This is a genomic window from Shewanella sp. 1311 (genome assembly GCF_059338235.1).
In genome coordinates this window covers 4,628,891-4,645,627 of sequence record NZ_CM181686.1, presented here as the reverse complement: position 1 = coordinate 4,645,627, position 16,737 = coordinate 4,628,891, and the positions used below count along the sequence as shown (strand labels likewise).

Genomic DNA, 16,737 nt, shown 5'->3' with positions numbered 1-16,737 from the left:
TTACCGATATCACCCCCAACAACCACGGTCCAGCTTACAGTCCGGCCTGTGGAGCCATGTGTTCACCGATATTTTAGCGGGCTTCCAAGCGGGGCTTGAAACCATTCTGGTCACCAGTGGCGTGAGTAAACTTGAAGATATCGACAAAGAACCCTTCCGCCCGAACCATGTGTTTGCCTGCGCTGGCGACATCGATGTTGTTTAAACAATTATCTAAACCTTTGTCTAACCCTGCGTAGCCACTCCTTCTTGCTAGCTAGCCATTCCAACATTACCCATGCAATACGCCTAGCCAAAAGGCGTATTGCATAGGGTAAAGCAACATTAAGTAACACATTCACCTGCCGCTCAGCCTTGTGGCTCACAGCGGCTTGCTTCATGATAAGCCTCGCTTCTGATTGATTAACAGAAATCTAAAATTCCTTAATTAAAACAACAGTAGGATTAACCTATGCGACGTCTGTATCCACTCTGTGCGCTGGCTATGCTCAGTGCCTGTAGTCCGAATTCATCCCAATCCGATGGCAACATTACTTTGGCTGAACTTAAAACAGTGCAGTTTAATGAAGCGCGCTTTAGAAATGATATTAAAGCCCTGTCATCCGATGAATTTGAAGGTCGAGCACCGACCACTCACGGTGAAAAACTCACCTTGAACTATTTGACTAAAGCCTTTACAGAGATGGGGCTCAAGGGCGCGTATCAAGGCAGCTTTTTGCAACCTGTGCCTATGGTGAGCTATACCGCAGATGAAGCGCAGCAAGTTACGCTGGCAGGATTACCCTTTAAATACCGGAAAGATCTGGTGCTCAGCAGTCGTCACGATAACGGTGGCATTAACATTGAAAACGCGCCATTAGTCTTCGTTGGCTATGGGGTGAACGCACCCGAATATGGTTGGAATGATTACCAAGATCTCGACATGAAAGGCAAAATCGCGGTGATCTTAGTGAACGATCCCGGCTTTGCTCGCCCTGACTCGGGTAAATTCAATGGCAAAGCCATGACCTATTACGGCCGCTGGAGCTATAAGTTTGAAGAGGCCAGCCGTCAAGGCGCCCTTGGTGCACTGATCATCCATGATACTGAGCCCGCCTCTTATCCTTGGTCTGTGGTAGAAAATAGCTGGACTGGGCCACAGCAAGATCTAGTGCTGAGTAAAGCCGAACAAGATAGCCGCATCCAAGTAGAAGGCTGGCTTACATTGGACGCAGCAACCCAGCTGTTTGATAAAGCGGGTTTATCACTGCCGAGCTTGATGGCGCGTGCCGCCGACAGCCCAATTAATGTCCCCCTTGAGCAAACGGCCAGTATCGCCTTTAAAAATAAAGCCGAATACGCGAATAGCTACAACGTAGTCGCCACGCTCCCCGGCAGCACACAAGCTGACGAGCAGATCCTCTATACCGCCCATTGGGATCACATAGGTAAAGACGAGACGAAAGCAGGCGATCAGATTTACAACGGCGCCATGGACAATGCCTCAGGCACTGCTGGCATTCTCGAAATCGCCAGGCAATTAGCCGATAATGCGAAACAAGGCCACGGTTTAGCGCGCTCGGTCACCTTTATTGCCACCACAGGTGAAGAACAGGGCTTACTCGGTTCACGCTATTACGCCGCTAATCCACTTTATCCTATCGACAAAACCGTGGCAGTATTAAACCTCGACAGCACCAATATCTACGGCAAAACCAAGGATTTTACGATTGTCGGCAAAGGCAAGTCTGAGTTAGAAACTTACCTTATCGATGCGGCGAAACAACAGAACCGCATCGCCATGGGTGAAAAAAATCCCGCTTCGGGCGGTTTCTTCCGTTCAGATCATTTCAGCTTTGCCAAACTGGGCGTGCCAGCCGTCTTTGCCGGCGGCGGTAGCGACCCCGTTGATGAGGCCACGGCTGCTTATAAAACCCAGATGCAAGCCACAATGAAAGGCTGTTATCACAATGTCTGCGATGAATACCATGAAGACTGGGATTTGAGCGGCGCGCTGCAAGATTTGCAAATCTACTACCAAGTCACGCGCACATTGGGCAACAGCAAAGATTGGCCGGGATACTATCAAGGCACAGAGTTCAATAGCCTGCGCCCAGCTAAAACGACGCTTGTGATAGATACAAAATAGCAGCTTGTATCAGTGACAGCTTGTGAGAGGCGGCTTAGTTAGCCGTCTCTTATTCTTATTGACGCCCGCTAGTCGCACCTGCGAAATAAAGCACCAGCTGAATAAAGCGCCATCTCAGCCAGCACGGCAAAGCGCCAAACAAGATTAAAAAGCACGTGAGCCATTCACGTGCTTTTTTGTTTTCAGCTCACAAACAATACAGTTATCGCGAAATATCCATCCTGCCACACCATTCTGCATAGGCTTATGCCATTGGTTGATGTCAAACTCGGCGCATTAATTGATTAAAAATAAAACACTTAAACGTGACAACTCATTATTTAAGGTCTTTTTTAGCGGTTTTTCTATCATCGACACTTTTTTAAAACACATTGTGAATTCCCCAAAACCCCTCACGCCAAATCAGACAACAAAAACAAATCATCAAAAATAACGCAAATTAAATGAATTATTCTCAAATAAAAGCATTAAACATAAACATCTGAATCAACAAAAACACCAACAAACAGATAAAACATCAAAAATAGTGTTTGGCAAATGCCTAAATTGCTGGCACATTAAACCTCAATTGAGACATCCTCAAATGACAGACAGTGTGGGAGTTGTACTATGTGTTCAATCTTTTCGATTTTAGATATCCAATCTGATGCCAAAGAACTGCGCCAAGTCGCGCTAGAAATGTCTAAGCTAATGCGCCACCGTGGCCCTGACTGGTCAGGTATTTATGCCAGTGATAAGGCAATTCTTGCCCACGAACGTTTAGCCATTGTTGACATTGAACACGGTGCTCAGCCACTGCTGACCGAAGATGGCAGTTTGATCCTTGCGGTCAACGGCGAAATCTATAACCACAAAGAATTGAAAGCCCAGCTAGGCGATAAATACAGCTATCAAACCAACTCTGACTGTGAAGTCATTCTGGCGCTGTATCAAGAATATGGCACTGACTTCCTTGATAAATTAAACGGTATCTTCGCCTTTGTGTTATATGACAAAGCCCAAGATAGATACCTTATCGGCCGCGATCACATGGGTATCATCCCGCTATACACAGGCCGTGACGCTGCGGGTAACTTCTATGTTGCCTCTGAAATGAAAGCGCTGATGCCAGTGTGTAAAACCGTAGAAGAGTTCTTACCGGGCCAGTATCTGTATTCAAAAGATGGTGAAGCCGTTAAATACTATAGCCGCGATTGGCAAAACTATGATGCGGTTAAAGATAACCCAGCCAGCCAAGAAGAATTACGTGACGCATTAGAAGCGGCGGTCAAACGCCAATTAATGTCAGACGTACCCTATGGTGTGTTGCTATCAGGCGGCTTAGATTCATCGATCATTTCCGCCGTGACGCAAACCTTTGCTAAACGCCGCATTGAAGACGATGGCGAAACCAACGCTTGGTGGCCACAGTTGCATTCTTTTGCTGTCGGCCTTGAAGGTGCGCCAGATTTAATCGCCGCCAAAAAAGTCGCAGATGCCATTGGTACGATTCACCATGAGATCCATTTCACCTTCCAAGAAGGCTTAGATGCGATTAAAGAAGTGATCTATCACTTAGAAACCTACGATGTCACCACCATACGTGCCGCGACACCTATGTATTTAATGGCGCGTAAAATCAAAGCCATGGGCATCAAAATGGTGTTATCGGGTGAAGGTGCTGACGAGCTATTTGGCGGCTATTTATACTTCCATAAAGCGCCAAACGCACAGGCATTCCACGAGGAATTAGTCCGCAAACTTGATAAACTGCATCTGTTCGATTGTCTGCGTGCCAACAAAGCCATGGCCGCTTGGGGATTAGAAGCCCGTGTGCCCTTCCTCGATAAAGAGTTTATGGATGTGGCGATGCGCATCAACCCAGAAGCGAAAATGTCTAAGGATGGTCGTATCGAGAAACACATTCTGCGCCAAGCCTTTGAGCATAAATTGCCAAAAGAAGTGGCGTGGCGTCAAAAGGAACAATTCAGTGACGGCGTAGGCTACTCTTGGATTGACGGTTTGAAAGAACAAGCTGCAGCGCGGGTGGATGATTTACAATTGGCAAACGCGAAATTCCGTTTCCCATACAACACGCCAGAAACTAAAGAAGCCTATTTCTATCGCTGCTTCTTTGAGGAATATTATCCATTGAGCGGCGCCGCTGAAACGGTTCCAGGCGGTAAATCCGTCGCCTGTTCAACGCCAGAAGCATTAGCTTGGGACGAAAGCTTACGCGGCATTATCGACCCATCGGGCCGAGCAGTACGCTCAGTGCACACATCAAGTTATTAATAGCCTAACGTTAAAGTGCTCAGTTGATAAACTAGGTTAATACGCTAAATTAAAAAGCTAAGTGAATCAGCTGGATTGATAAACTGGTTTAGATAGCCAACCACAAAAGTCACCCTAGGGTGGCTTTTGTATTTCGATGCTGTTTACTTTTATTGCTTACTCGTGCACAAAATTGTGCCTTAACTCTAGAATTCAACTAGGCCGACAGCGCACTGAATGGCTTGATTTGAGAGTGAGCTTGAATGTGGGTTTGAGTGTGAGCGTTGGTTTGCACTTGAGTTTGAAAATAAGCATTACTCTGCGTCAAAGCCATCGGATCTAAGCTTAAAAACTGCTTTCCGGCACTCATGCCCGCATGGTAATCATGGCGTAAATCGGCATCGGTACTCCCCAGTAACTTACTCTGCAAATTTTCAGCGGCAAAAATCTGCACTATCTCCACATCCTCTGGCGGATTTGCCATAAAATCCAATTCATCCTGATAGGCTTGTTCGTGCTGCACTAAATAATCTATGGTTTTCGGGCAAAAACCAGAAACACAAATCCAAGATTTAAGTTTATGCACCCAAGCCGATTGCGCCTGAAAATCCTCACTCACAGTGCGGATCACCACAATTTTACGGGCACCACGACGATAGGCCTCACGCACAGGTAAAGGCGCGGCTAAGCCACCGTCGAGATAAAAATCACTGTCGATAGATTCGCTCAATGCTGCGCTGTGATGCGACCCGCTATGATTAGCCGCATCGTTATTACAGGCTTTGTCACTATTACAGGCATTATCATTTAGCCAAGGCGTGAGTTTCACCCCTTGTTTATACAAAAATGGCAATGCGCTGGAGGCTTTAAGCAATTCGCGCCACTGGCTTTTACTGCTTGGACTTAAAAAATAACCCTTGCGATCACTGGCATTGGTAGTGGTAATCAGTAACTGCCGATCACCGAGTGAGGCTGTCGCCGCGTTAAGATCTAATTTAAACATCCCTTGTCGCGTCTGCTCAAAATACCAATCTAAATCGACCACATTGCCGCCGACTAACCCCCGACCGAGTCGATAGAAACGTTTATGGCGCGACAAACCGCGGATCAAACGTTTGGCATAACCCTTTTGACGGGCTAAAAAACTGCTGAGATTCTGTGAGCCTGCAGATGTACCAATAAATAAATCAAAGGGATCGAATCCGCCATCAAGCCAAGCATCGAGCACGCCCGCGGTAAAAATGCCACGCTGACCACCACCTTCTGCAATCAGGGCCACCTGTGGGCTAGCATTAAATTGAGCGTCTTTGGAGGCTAAGTGGCTGACGGCGTGCATAGGGAAACCTTATCGAATAATTCATATAAGGCGAGTCTAAACAAGCTGAATGAGAAAGGATAACGGATAGAAGCTATCATCTTAATAGGAAAATACTATTAAGATAGTGTGCAAGCATTAGCCGATGATGATGACAACAGCAAATACTGGCAGAAATCACGGCAGTGATGAGCAAGGTTAGCTTGTTCGTCATCCTTAACGAACAAGCTGTTTTCACATCAATGCATTAAAACTTATGACTCAGTTCTAGCGTGATGTTGCGTGGCTCACCGGGGAAATGGCCATTACGTTCGCTAAACCCACTGACGGCATATTCTTTGTCGAAGATATTTTTAAGATTTAAACGAACTTGAGTTTGATCCCACTGAGTCGTCCAGCTCATGTCAAAAATCGTATGGGGCTTCACTATTTGACCATCGAGACTGAACTGCTCGCCCACATAGTCCATACCAAAGGCAATCGCCGAATCGAGTGCATTGATATCGTAACGGGTCCATATTCCCGCTTGATGACGCGGCGCATTGGCAAAGTGCTTACTGTCGAAGGTGTTGGTTAAACTGCCGTTCGTCACCCCTTTAATCGTTTCGGTCTCGTTATAGGCATAGTTCGCCGTGACAGTCAGGTTATCGGTTAAATCCCCCACCAACGTCCATTCAACCCCTTGGCTACGCACTTCCCCTATATTGAACATTGCGGGAATACTCTCGTCATCGCCAGTGTATAAAGGATTTGACTGAGCAACATTTTGTTTTTCAATTTGATACACCGCGAGCGTGGTCATAAATTGGCCATCAAGCCAATCATTTTTCATTCCAAGTTCAACTTGCTTACCCGTTTCAGGATCAAAAAATCCGTGAATTTTGATACTCTCTTGATTAGATAGTGATGCAGGTTTAAAGCTTTCTGAGTAATTCAAATAAAAGGACATTGAATCGATTGGACGATAATTAAGCCCAGCTCTTGGCGTTATCGCGTTATCGCTGAAGGAGAAACCGGTCTTTTTATCATAGTCATCAAACTGGCTGAAACGCAGACCAGCAATCAATGACCACTGTTCATTAAAGTGCAAGTGTTCCTGCACATATACACCATAGCGATTAGCGCGGGTGCCATCGGTATCTTTGTCTTGCAGCGTGTAAGTACTAGGGTCAGTTTCACCATAATTAAGATCAAAAATATTCAGGTTGCCGACGCCCGTTTTATCCGTCGCCAGCTTGTAGCTGTATTCGGTTTCAACATAGTGATAATCGCCACCAAACAGGAACTCATGTTCAAAACCTAAGGCATCGAATGCATAAACAAAATCATTGGTTAAACTGATTTCATCGTTGGCACGAGCTTGCACTCGGTATTCACGCTTAATGGTGCCATCACCCATAATGGGCTTTTTACTGGCATCTAAGGTCGCCCACCCCCTCGATTCATGATATTGCTGCGTGGAAACATTATTCAGATAACGGATCTGAGTCTTGACCGAGAAATTATCGCTAAATTGATGATCGAGAATCGATTGCAGCACCAGTGCATCCATCTTCTGGAAGTCACTTTTCACATTGGCATTATAGGATGGCGCAACAAGGAAATTACCGTCATTATCGACAGGCACGCCGCGCAGTCGATTGCCGCCTAAATCCTGCTTAATGATATCGAAGGTCGTGGTGAGCTTAGTATCATCACTGATTTCGTAGAGTAACCCACCCGCCACTTCAGCATTTTGACTATCGGCATTATTCCGAAAGCTATCTTCCTGCTGATAATAGGCGCCAAAGCGATAGGCGAGATTGTTGGTTAAGCCGCCAGTCAAATCCAGCGAGCCACCCATCATATCCTCGCTGCCAGTGCTCAATGTCAGTTCTTTACTCTCAACAAAAGTTGGTTTTTTAGTGACATAGTTGATCATGCCGCCGGGTTCACCGCCGCCATAAAGTGCCGATGCCGGGCCTTTTAACACTTCAACCCGCTGCACATTAAACAGTTGCGGCACAGAAAATCCCGAATAGGGATCGCCCCTTACCCCATCATAAAAGACGTTGGCATCGTCACGGAAACCGCGAAAGGTCACGCCAGAATAACTGAACTCACTCACGCCAGCGATTGAGCGGTATAAATCGGTAATATTGCGCGCTGCTTGGTCAACGATTAACTGCTCGGTCAGCACTTGCACCGACTGCGGCAATTCCATCACATTAATCGCCGTCTTAGTGCCAACCGTCGTTTCTTTATCGACGTACATTTGCATCGCGCGGCCATGCACGGCAATTCGCTCAGGTGCTGCCAACTTAACTTGCTCATAGGCTGCAGGCTCAGTCGATACAGGACTTGCAACGGGTGAGCTCGTAGACAAGGTCTGCTGTAGAGCCTCTTTATCGAGTACAGTTTCAGCGGCGAATGCCGACTGATGTTGAGCGAGTGCAAGTGCAATTAATGAGTAGGCGAAACGAGTCTTCACAGAATGTCCCCAGCGCGAGCGCATAAAAATGGCATAAACCAAAGGGTTTACAAATGTATTCAAACGAATTGGCCGTCATTATAAAGAATGATTTACGAATAACAACGATTATCATTTGAATTTACATAAGTGTGAAATCTGTTAGGTAAATAGCTACCGTCAGCTCACATAACCCTTGTTGTGTTTGGTTATGACTAAAACGAAAAGAGCGTCAGTCGCACGGACCTTAGATAGAAGTTTTAATGTGGGATAAGCAAAAGACTCACAGTATCGAGCTCAATACTGGCGTGGAACCTAAGAATGAAAACAAGTTAAAGATTTAAACTATACAAAAATAAAAACCAGCGACAATGCGCTGGTTTTTGAGCTTTTCTTAAGCTGTTCTTAAGCAAAGGCTTCACTCAGCCTATAAGGTGAATGCTTAAAAGATTGCTTCATCCAATTGTGTGAGCATTTCACTCGCCTGCTCGATTTGCTTACGCAGACTGCGACCTTGCACCGCCCAGTAAGCCATGTAGAAATCAGCAGTTTTCAATTTAGCTTGGTAAAATGCGGTTTCTTCAGTGCCCTGCTCCAGCGCCGCTAATGCCACCGCGGCACTTCGAGCCCACATCCACGCCAGTGCCGTCACCCCAAACAACTCCAGATAAGCCATTGAGGCTGCGCCGATAATGTCTGGATTGGTCGCCGCATGGGTCGCTAAATAACCACTGGCCTTTTGCAAATCACCTGCACAATCCATTAAACCACTCACATAGGGTTGCATCGCCGCATTCGTACTATGCGACTTAATGAACTCAGTCACTAAAGCCGACCATTGCTGCATCGCCGCGCCGCGGTCGCTAAGTAACTTACGCCCCACTAAATCCAATGCCTGAATGCCGTTAGTGCCTTCATAAATCAGCGCAATACGGCTATCACGCACAAATTGCTCCATGCCCCACTCATGGATATAACCATGTCCACCAAACACTTGCTGCGCATCGACACAGGCATTAAAACCACGGTTGGTGATAAAGCCTTTCACAACGGGCGTGAACAGGGCCGCTAACTGGGATGCTGCTTTTGCTTTGGCGGGATCGGTATGGCGCTCAGCTTCATCGAGCCACAAAGCTTGTTGTCCAACTAAGGCTCTTGCGCCTTCATTAAAGGCTTTTTGCGACAGCAACATACGGCGCACATCGCCGTGAACCAAAATCGGATCGGCGGCTTTTTCGGGGGCTTTGGCACCGCTTAAGGCGCGGCTCTGTAATCTGTCTTTGGCATAGGCTAGCGCATTTTGATAGGCAATCTCAGAGACACCCAGCCCTTGCACGCCCACGCCTAAACGCGCTTGGTTCATCATAGTAAACATGGCGCGCAGTCCTTGGTGTGGCTCACCAACAAGCTCGCCCAGCGCAGCTTCAAACACCATCACGCAGGTGGAGTTACCGTGAATGCCCATCTTATGTTCAAGGCCGCTGGCATATAAAGTGTTCGGCGCGCCTAGGCTACCATCGCCATTCACTAATACTTTAGGTACCGCAAACAGAGATATGCCCTTCACGCCTTCAGGTGCATCCGGCAAGCGGGCTAATACTAGATGCACTATGTTGTCGGTGAGTTGGTGATCGCCTGAGGAGATAAAAATCTTCTCACCAGTAATAGCAAAAACGCCTTCGGATACAGGCACGGCTTTGGTGCGTAATAAGGCTAAGTCAGTACCAGCGTGGGACTCGGTCAAATTCATTGTCCCAGTCCATTCACCGCTGACTAATTTACTCAAATATTTTTGCTTAAGCGCATCACTACCGTGGGCATGGATGGCGGCATAGGCGCCATGGGTCAAACCAGGATACATGGCAAAGGCCATGTTGGTTGCCGTTTGTATCTCAGTGGCAAAAATCCCCACGACTTCGGGTAGACCTTGGCCGCCATATTCAGGATCGCAGGTCAGCGTCGGCCAGCCATTATCAACAAATTGCCGATAGGCATTATCAAATCCTTCCGGGGTAATCACCTTGCCATCTACCAACTTACAGCCTTGCAGATCGCCGACACTATTGAGCGGCAGCATGACTTCAGTGCTAAAGTCAGCCATACCTTGCAGGATCGCATCAACAAGATCTGGATCGATTTCATCGAACCCCTTAAGAGCATCTTGCTGATAAATATGTAACATTTCATTGAGGATAAATTGATAGTCGCGCAGCGGCGCTTGATAGACTGGCATAATCGCTTCCCTTTTCTTGTTAGACTGCAACTCAACTAAGTGATCTGACCACTTTGGTGCTCTGACCACTTTAGCTAAATTTGCCGAAAAAGAAAGCACCCCAACTACCAGCAAAGACTTTTGTTTACACAAACGAACAGCGAAACCGTAAATTGATCGCAACAAAGCCTTATGTTATCGCGGAAAACTTTGTAAGCTAACTGCCTGTTTTTCTGATATGCCAGCAGAGTTAAGGATATTGCTACTATGGGTTCTGTCACTACTAAAAAGCACGCCAACGGGCTCGATTATGTCGAAGTGAATACGGCGTTATGTCAGGCAAGAATTTTTTTGCAGGGCGCGCAAATAGACTATTTTCAACCCGTAGGAAAACCACCTTTGCTGTGGGTTTCATCGGCTGACGATTATCAACCCGGTAATGGGATCCGTGGCGGTGTGCCCGTATGCTGGCCTTGGTTTGGCATGAGTAGTGAAGCGAACTTCCCCCAACACGGTTTTGCCCGTACCCGCATTTGGGCGCTGGAATCGGTAGAAATGCGTAATCAGTTAGTGGATTTATGTTTTAGCTTAAAAATCAGTGAGCAAGATAAAATCTATTGGCCGCATAACACTCAGGTCAGCGTGTTATTCACCCTAGGCGACACCCTGAGTATCAGTCTTGTGAATACCAACTTAGGCGATGAAACCGTCACGCTTACCCAAGCGCTGCACAGCTATTTCCCGATTGAGGATATCCACCAACTCAAAGCCAGCGGTTTTAGGGGCTCAAAATACATCGAATTTGCCGAGGGGCCTTATCCGCAAACCACGGATGAAGTGCGCTTTGATCGCGAGACGGATCGTGTCTATACCGATCTCGGCCCAGTGCAATTATTGCATACGCCGCAGGGGATAATTGAAGTCAGCCGCGAGAACAGCCTATCAGCGGTATTATGGAATCCATGGATTGAAAAGTCACAACGCCTTGGCCGGTTTAATCCAGAGGATTATTTGACCATGGTCTGCCTAGAAGCGGCCAATGTTTTAGAAGATAAAGTCGTGCTTGCCCCAGGTGAAACCCACAGTTTAGTGACGCATATTCGCTGGAAAGACTAACGATTTAATATCCTAGTTCTTAAAATCTAGAGCTTAAAATCGAGAGCTTAATATCTAGTTCTAAATCCTAGTCAAAAAACGATACAAACAAAAATGCCCAGTTCGATTTGCCAACGCAATCGGGACTGGGCATTTTTATCACTGCAAAACCTGAGTGTTTATCACTCCGAAAGCCAAGTTTTTATCACTTCGAAACCAGAGTTTCTATCACTACAAGACCTAAGTTTTTATAACGATGAAACTTAAGGTAAAACTTATTTCGCCGATTTTTCTAAACGTGCCAACAGGCTAGACGTATCCCAACGGTTACCGCCCATGCCCTGTACTTCTGAATAGAATTGATCGACTAACGCGGTTAATGGCAAGTGTGAACCATTGCGGCGAGCTTCTTCTAAGGCGATGCCTAAATCTTTACGCATCCAATCGACGGCAAAACCAAAATCATAGCTTTGGCCCCACATCGTCTTGTAGCGATTTTCCATTTGCCAGCTTTGCGCCGCGCCTTTGCTAATCACTTCAATCACTTTCTCGCCATCGAGTCCTGCCTTGCGCGCAAACTGTAATGCTTCAGCTAAACCTTGCACCACACCCGCGATACAGATTTGGTTCACCATCTTAGTTAACTGACCTGCACCAACCTCACCTAAACGCTCGGCGCAGCGGGCAAAGGCTTCAATCACAGGTTTAACACGGGCAAACACAGCTTCATCGCCGCCAACCATCACAGTCAAGGCGCCATTTTCGGCGCCCGCTTGACCGCCCGACACAGGCGCATCGAGGAAATCAACGCCCTTTTCCGCTAACACTTGATGAAGTTCGCGAGCAACATCGGCCGAGGCCGTTGTATGGTCAACCAGCACTGCGCCTTTTTCCATGCCATGAATAACGCCATCACTGCCTAATACCACTTCACGCAGATCGTTATCATTGCCCACACAGGTAAACACAATATCTTGACCCTGAGCCGCTTCCTTTGGCGTTGGGCAGCAGCGTCCGCCATAGGTGTCGACCCAAGTTTGTGCCTTAGCAAAAGTGCGATTATAAACAGTGACCTCATGGCCTTTGTTCAGTAAATGCCTCGCCATGGGATATCCCATTACGCCTAAACCAATAAATGCGACTTTTGCCATGAAGTGATCCTCAAATAGGTAAACAAGGTGAATCGAGTAGAAATTGCTGAATCGAGTTGTGTTTCATCTGCCCAATATGTTACCGCTAAAACCTCAACAACAAATACTAATAAAGTGCCAGTAAGTGTTTCAATCTATAGGTTCAATTACGGATGTTTATTTGGGGAATTAGGCAGTGAAAAATAATGGCGGCAGTTTAGCATTCATCCCGCACAGCGTCAGGTTGAAATCGGCCCCACAGGCAAACGCACTTTTCGACAGAGACAACAAAGACGCCATAAGCGCCTTTGTTGATGTAATTTATGGGGCTATTTCACCACATGGGCTTCCATTTCGGCGCCAATCTTTTTACGCATTTCCATCAAGCGCAGCGCAGAATCGCGCAAATGAATATCATGTTCAGTTTGCGGTATCCACTCAGGCACTGGCGTAGGCTGGCCATGTTCATCAACAGCTACCATGATCACAATACAGTGGGTAGTAAGATGACGTTCAGAGACTTTAGGATCGCCCGCCCGCACATCGATACCGATATGCATAGAAGTTTTCCCCGTATAAATCACCTTAGCGCTGACTTCGACTATGTTGCCCACTAAAATGGGTTGCACAAAACGAATGCCGCCCGCATAGGCTGTAATACAATATTTACCGCTCCAACCCGCTGCACAGGCATAGGCCGCGAGATCGATCCACTTCATCACAGCGCCGCCGTGGACCTTACCACCAAAATTTACATCCGCAGGCTCTGACAAAAATCTCAGGGTACTTTGTCTATCGATACCAGCCATATAACCTCAACTTATTCAGCCACTGTGGCTCAATGTCTTCGTGCAATAAGCTGAGTTTACGATAGAAATCCCCAATAGCGTAAAGATAATTACGATTGGCCTCGCCAAAGAATTCGATTTAACCAAAGTGACTAATAAGCACGCAGCAAAGCAGTAAACTCGGCAGGGCTAAGCGGTAAAGCCATAGCTGTAGCGCGCTGCTAACAAATCGTGTGCCCTTCGCAAAAGTGTACACACCTAAGCCAAGGATGAAGAAACCCAGCACTTCAAGACCCGAGGACATATTGCTGTCGCCACCGACATTAATCGCCGTCACCAATAAGGCAAACCAGACGACCACGTAAGCGGCTATTGCTAAGGTAAAAGTCTTGATCCCTATGTTCATGTTAGGATGCCAAACTTTAAATTCACCGCGGATCAATTCGGTCAGATTGGCCGTTAATGCGCCGATGAGGGGGACAAGCGGGATCACCGCAGGGTTTAACATGACACACTCCATCAAGATTAAATATATCTGTCATTATCTGTGGCAAATAGAATTAAACAAGCTTGATGAACAAAGGTTAACGTCATGGATATCAGGTAGTTAGAAAGTGATTTTTATCACAATAAAGGCGTAAAATAATGCTACTTAATTCACAATCTCAATGGATTTTATCCATAAAAAATACGCCCTCAGGCGCATTTTTTCACTGTTTTTTTACACTATCAACGTGTGTTTTACACTTTCTTAAACAGTAATGAACCGTTAGTCCCACCAAAGCCGAAGGAATTACACAGAGCGTAATCCATCTTCACGTCACGGGCAGTATGAGCGACAAAGTCTAAATCACAACCTTCATCGGGATTATCCAAATTGATGGTTGGCGGAACTGCTTGGTCGCGCAGTGCTAGTAAGGTGAAAATCGCTTCAACTGCACCTGCAGCACCTAAAAGGTGACCCGTCATCGATTTAGTCGAGCTAACCAGCACTTTATAGGCGTGATCGCCAAATACAGACTTCACCGCTGCCGCTTCTGCTTTATCACCCGCAGGCGTCGACGTACCGTGGGCATTGATATAACCAATTTGCTCCAGTGATAACTTAGCGTCATTAATGGCATTGACCATAGCAGCCGCAGCGCCAGCACCGTCGCTTGGAGGTGATGTCATGTGGAAAGCATCACCGCTCATACCAAAACCGACTAACTCGCCGTAAATGGTCGCACCGCGCGCTTTAGCGTGTTCGTACTCTTCCATCACCATCACACCTGCGCCATCACCGATCACAAAACCATCACGGTCTTTATCCCATGGACGACTTGCCGCAGTCGGATCGTCATTGCGTGTCGATAATGCTTTCGCAGCACCAAAACCTGCCACGCCTAAAGGAGAAGTGACATCCTCTGCACCGCCTGCAACCATCACGTCGGCATCGCCATAGGCAATGGTACGCGCTGCAAAACCGATATTGTGCACGCCTGTAGTACAAGCAGTCGTCACAGCAAAGTTGGGCCCTTTCATGCCAAACATGATCGACAAGTGACCCGAAATCATATTGATAATGGTACTAGGAACGAAGAAAGGAGAAACCTTACGCGGACCGCCGTTGATCAGTGCGCTGTGGTTTTGTTCAATCAACCACATACCGCCCATACCAGCACCAATAGCCGTACCGACACGACCTGGGTTTTCTTTGCTCATATCCAGACCTGAGTCTTGGATAGCTTGAATGCCAGCCGCCATACCATATTGAATAAAGAGGTCCATCTTACGGGCATCTTTTTTCGTTAAGTATTGCTCAACATCGAAATCTTTTACTGAACCACTGAAACGAGTGGTAAATTCACTGGCATCAAATTTGGTTATCGGTGCAATACCACTCTTACCCGAAAGCAAAGCCTTCCAAGTAGTATCGACAGTATTGCCCACTGGAGTTACTAACCCCAAACCGGTTACCACTACACGACGTTTAGACACGGCAGTCACCTTTAAATGCTAAATTTGTTAGTTCTGATAGATAAAACAAGGTTTTCTATCATTAGAAGACAATTTCTTAAATAACGTTTATTTAGAAAAAATTCGCCAATCTGCGGCGAGCATCTCGTGGATAACAATTAAAACACGATCCAGAGACGATTGAATGGCACGGGGGCAGAATTTGACGGGGGTAAAACAAAAACAGGCGGCAAAAATGCCGCCTGTCTTCAAGAATTCAGAATTACTGATTCTTAGAAACGTAGTCGATCGCTGCTTGAACAGTAGTGATCTTTTCAGCTTCTTCATCAGGGATCTCGGTATCAAACTCTTCTTCCAGAGCCATAACCAACTCAACAGTGTCCAGAGAATCTGCACCCAGATCGTCAACGAAAGATGCCGCTGGCTTAACGTCTTCTTCTTTAACGCCCAGTTGCTCTACAATGATTTTCTTTACACGTTCTTCGATGTTGCTCATTAGTTTTCTTTCCTATTCAAATTACGCACTTGCGTAAGATTGCGAGTAGTTTATTAGATTTGGCTGACAATGCAAGCTTAGTTTTCGTGGTCTAACCACGAAATTTCACTATCAATTGATACAGATCACTACTCAGTTGCGACAGAAATCCCTGCCATTCGCCCTTAAACCATGTACATGCCGCCATTCACATGCAAAGTTTCGCCTGTGATGTAAGCGGCTGAGTCCGAGGCCAAGAAGAGCACTGCGTTCGCAATTTCTTGCGCTTGCCCTAATCGTTCCATCGGAACCTGTGACATGATAGCTTTTTGCTGCTCTTCGGTCAGCTCATCTGTCATATCGGTCTGGATAAATCCAGGAGCGATAGCATTAACTGTAATTTGACGAGATGCAACCTCTCTTGCAAGAGATTTTGTAAATCCAATCAAACCCGCCTTTGCTGCCGAGTAGTTAACTTGACCTGCATTACCCATGGTACCTACCACTGAACCGATATTGATGATTCGGCCAAAGCGCTTTTTCATCATGGTACGCATCACAGGTTTTGATAGTCTAAATAACGATGTCAGGTTAGTGTCGATAATATCCTGCCATTCATCATCTTTCATCCGCATCAGCAGATTATCACGGGTTATACCCGCGTTGTTGACTAGAATATCAACATCACCGGCTTTTTCTTTGATCGAGGCGAATAAATGTGTAACAGATTCACTATCTGTGACATTAAGCACTAAACCAAAACCTTTGTCACCCAGATATTCTTGGATCGCCGCAGCGCCCTTCTCACTGGTTGCGGTTCCAATAACAACGGCACCGGCTTCGACCAGTGTCTCAGCGATCGCACGGCCAATACCGCGGCTCGCACCAGTCACCAAAGCCACTTTGCCTGTTAAATTCAGGTTGAAACTCATA

General features: G+C 46.5%; 12 protein-coding genes and 1 pseudogene. 4 read left to right on the top strand and 9 right to left on the bottom strand.

Annotated elements, in window-relative coordinates:
* Positions 1–14 precede the first annotated feature (14 nt).
* From AC5YB3_RS20420 to asnB, 3 genes and pseudogenes are all read left to right on the top strand, one after another.
* Positions 15–205: pseudogene (locus AC5YB3_RS20420) on the top strand (HAD hydrolase-like protein); the annotation flags it as partial.
* Positions 206–451: 246 nt separating this feature from the next.
* Complete coding sequence (locus AC5YB3_RS20415) at positions 452–2,128, top strand: M28 family metallopeptidase (RefSeq protein WP_494526059.1); 1,677 nt, start codon at positions 452–454, stop codon at positions 2,126–2,128.
* A 609-nt stretch (positions 2,129–2,737) separates the two neighbouring features.
* Positions 2,738–4,402, top strand: a complete 1,665-nt coding sequence (gene asnB, locus AC5YB3_RS20410; RefSeq protein WP_494526058.1) for an asparagine synthase B — start codon at positions 2,738–2,740, stop codon at positions 4,400–4,402.
* Positions 4,403–4,598: 196 nt separating this feature from the next.
* Here asnB and AC5YB3_RS20405 read toward each other — a convergent pair whose 3' ends face one another.
* The 3 genes from AC5YB3_RS20405 to AC5YB3_RS20395 all read right to left on the bottom strand — a co-directional run bounded on the left by AC5YB3_RS20405 (position 4,599) and on the right by AC5YB3_RS20395 (position 10,378).
* Positions 4,599–5,717, bottom strand: a complete 1,119-nt coding sequence (locus AC5YB3_RS20405; RefSeq protein WP_432393832.1) for a patatin-like phospholipase family protein — start codon at positions 5,715–5,717, stop codon at positions 4,599–4,601.
* A 226-nt stretch (positions 5,718–5,943) separates the two neighbouring features.
* Positions 5,944–8,190, bottom strand: coding sequence for a TonB-dependent siderophore receptor (locus AC5YB3_RS20400; protein ID WP_494527203.1), 2,247 nt, complete (start codon positions 8,188–8,190; stop codon positions 5,944–5,946).
* Positions 8,191–8,587: 397 nt separating this feature from the next.
* Positions 8,588–10,378 (bottom strand): acyl-CoA dehydrogenase C-terminal domain-containing protein, encoded by a 1,791-nt coding sequence (locus AC5YB3_RS20395; RefSeq protein ID WP_107404777.1) that lies wholly within the window; start codon positions 10,376–10,378, stop codon positions 8,588–8,590.
* 246 nt (positions 10,379–10,624) lie between these two features.
* Here AC5YB3_RS20395 and AC5YB3_RS20390 point away from each other — a divergent pair, with 246 nt between their 5' ends.
* The gene (locus AC5YB3_RS20390) at positions 10,625–11,473 is read left to right on the top strand and encodes a D-hexose-6-phosphate mutarotase (protein ID WP_494526057.1); all 849 of its coding nucleotides are present in this window, start codon (positions 10,625–10,627) and stop codon (positions 11,471–11,473) included.
* Positions 11,474–11,727: 254 nt separating this feature from the next.
* Here AC5YB3_RS20390 and AC5YB3_RS20385 read toward each other — a convergent pair whose 3' ends face one another.
* The 6 genes from AC5YB3_RS20385 to fabG form a co-directional block, all read right to left on the bottom strand.
* The gene (locus tag AC5YB3_RS20385; protein ID WP_012587904.1) at positions 11,728–12,603 is read right to left on the bottom strand and encodes an NAD(P)-dependent oxidoreductase; all 876 of its coding nucleotides are present in this window, start codon (positions 12,601–12,603) and stop codon (positions 11,728–11,730) included.
* A gap of 308 nt (positions 12,604–12,911) precedes the next feature.
* Positions 12,912–13,391, bottom strand: coding sequence for an acyl-CoA thioesterase (locus tag AC5YB3_RS20380; protein WP_006087464.1), 480 nt, complete (start codon positions 13,389–13,391; stop codon positions 12,912–12,914).
* Positions 13,392–13,509: 118 nt separating this feature from the next.
* Positions 13,510–13,878 carry a hypothetical protein gene (locus AC5YB3_RS20375; RefSeq protein ID WP_259482551.1) on the bottom strand — a complete coding sequence of 123 codons (369 nt, stop codon included), beginning with the start codon at positions 13,876–13,878 and terminating at the stop codon, positions 13,510–13,512.
* Between the two features lie 233 nt (positions 13,879–14,111).
* Positions 14,112–15,350, bottom strand: coding sequence for a beta-ketoacyl-ACP synthase II (gene fabF, locus AC5YB3_RS20370; RefSeq protein ID WP_011846537.1), 1,239 nt, complete (start codon positions 15,348–15,350; stop codon positions 14,112–14,114).
* Between the two features lie 241 nt (positions 15,351–15,591).
* Complete coding sequence (gene acpP, locus AC5YB3_RS20365; RefSeq protein WP_006081231.1) at positions 15,592–15,825, bottom strand: acyl carrier protein; 234 nt, start codon at positions 15,823–15,825, stop codon at positions 15,592–15,594.
* 164 nt (positions 15,826–15,989) lie between these two features.
* Positions 15,990–16,736 (bottom strand): 3-oxoacyl-ACP reductase FabG, encoded by a 747-nt coding sequence (gene fabG, locus AC5YB3_RS20360; protein ID WP_006081230.1) that lies wholly within the window; start codon positions 16,734–16,736, stop codon positions 15,990–15,992.
* Position 16,737: the final 1 nt, after the last annotated feature.

Coding starts and splice junctions, on each gene's coding strand:
- AC5YB3_RS20415 (WP_494526059.1), top strand. CDS start 452: ATGCGACGTCTGTATCCACTCTGTGCGCTGGCTATGCTCAGTGCCTGT.
- asnB (WP_494526058.1), top strand. CDS start 2,738: ATGTGTTCAATCTTTTCGATTTTAGATATCCAATCTGATGCCAAAGAA.
- AC5YB3_RS20405 (WP_432393832.1), bottom strand. CDS start 5,717: ATGCACGCCGTCAGCCACTTAGCCTCCAAAGACGCTCAATTTAATGCT.
- AC5YB3_RS20400 (WP_494527203.1), bottom strand. CDS start 8,190: ATGCGCTCGCGCTGGGGACATTCTGTGAAGACTCGTTTCGCCTACTCA.
- AC5YB3_RS20395 (WP_107404777.1), bottom strand. CDS start 10,378: ATGCCAGTCTATCAAGCGCCGCTGCGCGACTATCAATTTATCCTCAAT.
- AC5YB3_RS20390 (WP_494526057.1), top strand. CDS start 10,625: ATGGGTTCTGTCACTACTAAAAAGCACGCCAACGGGCTCGATTATGTC.
- AC5YB3_RS20385 (WP_012587904.1), bottom strand. CDS start 12,603: ATGGCAAAAGTCGCATTTATTGGTTTAGGCGTAATGGGATATCCCATG.
- AC5YB3_RS20380 (WP_006087464.1), bottom strand. CDS start 13,391: ATGGCTGGTATCGATAGACAAAGTACCCTGAGATTTTTGTCAGAGCCT.
- AC5YB3_RS20375 (WP_259482551.1), bottom strand. CDS start 13,878: ATGTTAAACCCTGCGGTGATCCCGCTTGTCCCCCTCATCGGCGCATTA.
- acpP (WP_006081231.1), bottom strand. CDS start 15,825: ATGAGCAACATCGAAGAACGTGTAAAGAAAATCATTGTAGAGCAACTG.
- fabG (WP_006081230.1), bottom strand. CDS start 16,736: ATGAGTTTCAACCTGAATTTAACAGGCAAAGTGGCTTTGGTGACTGGT.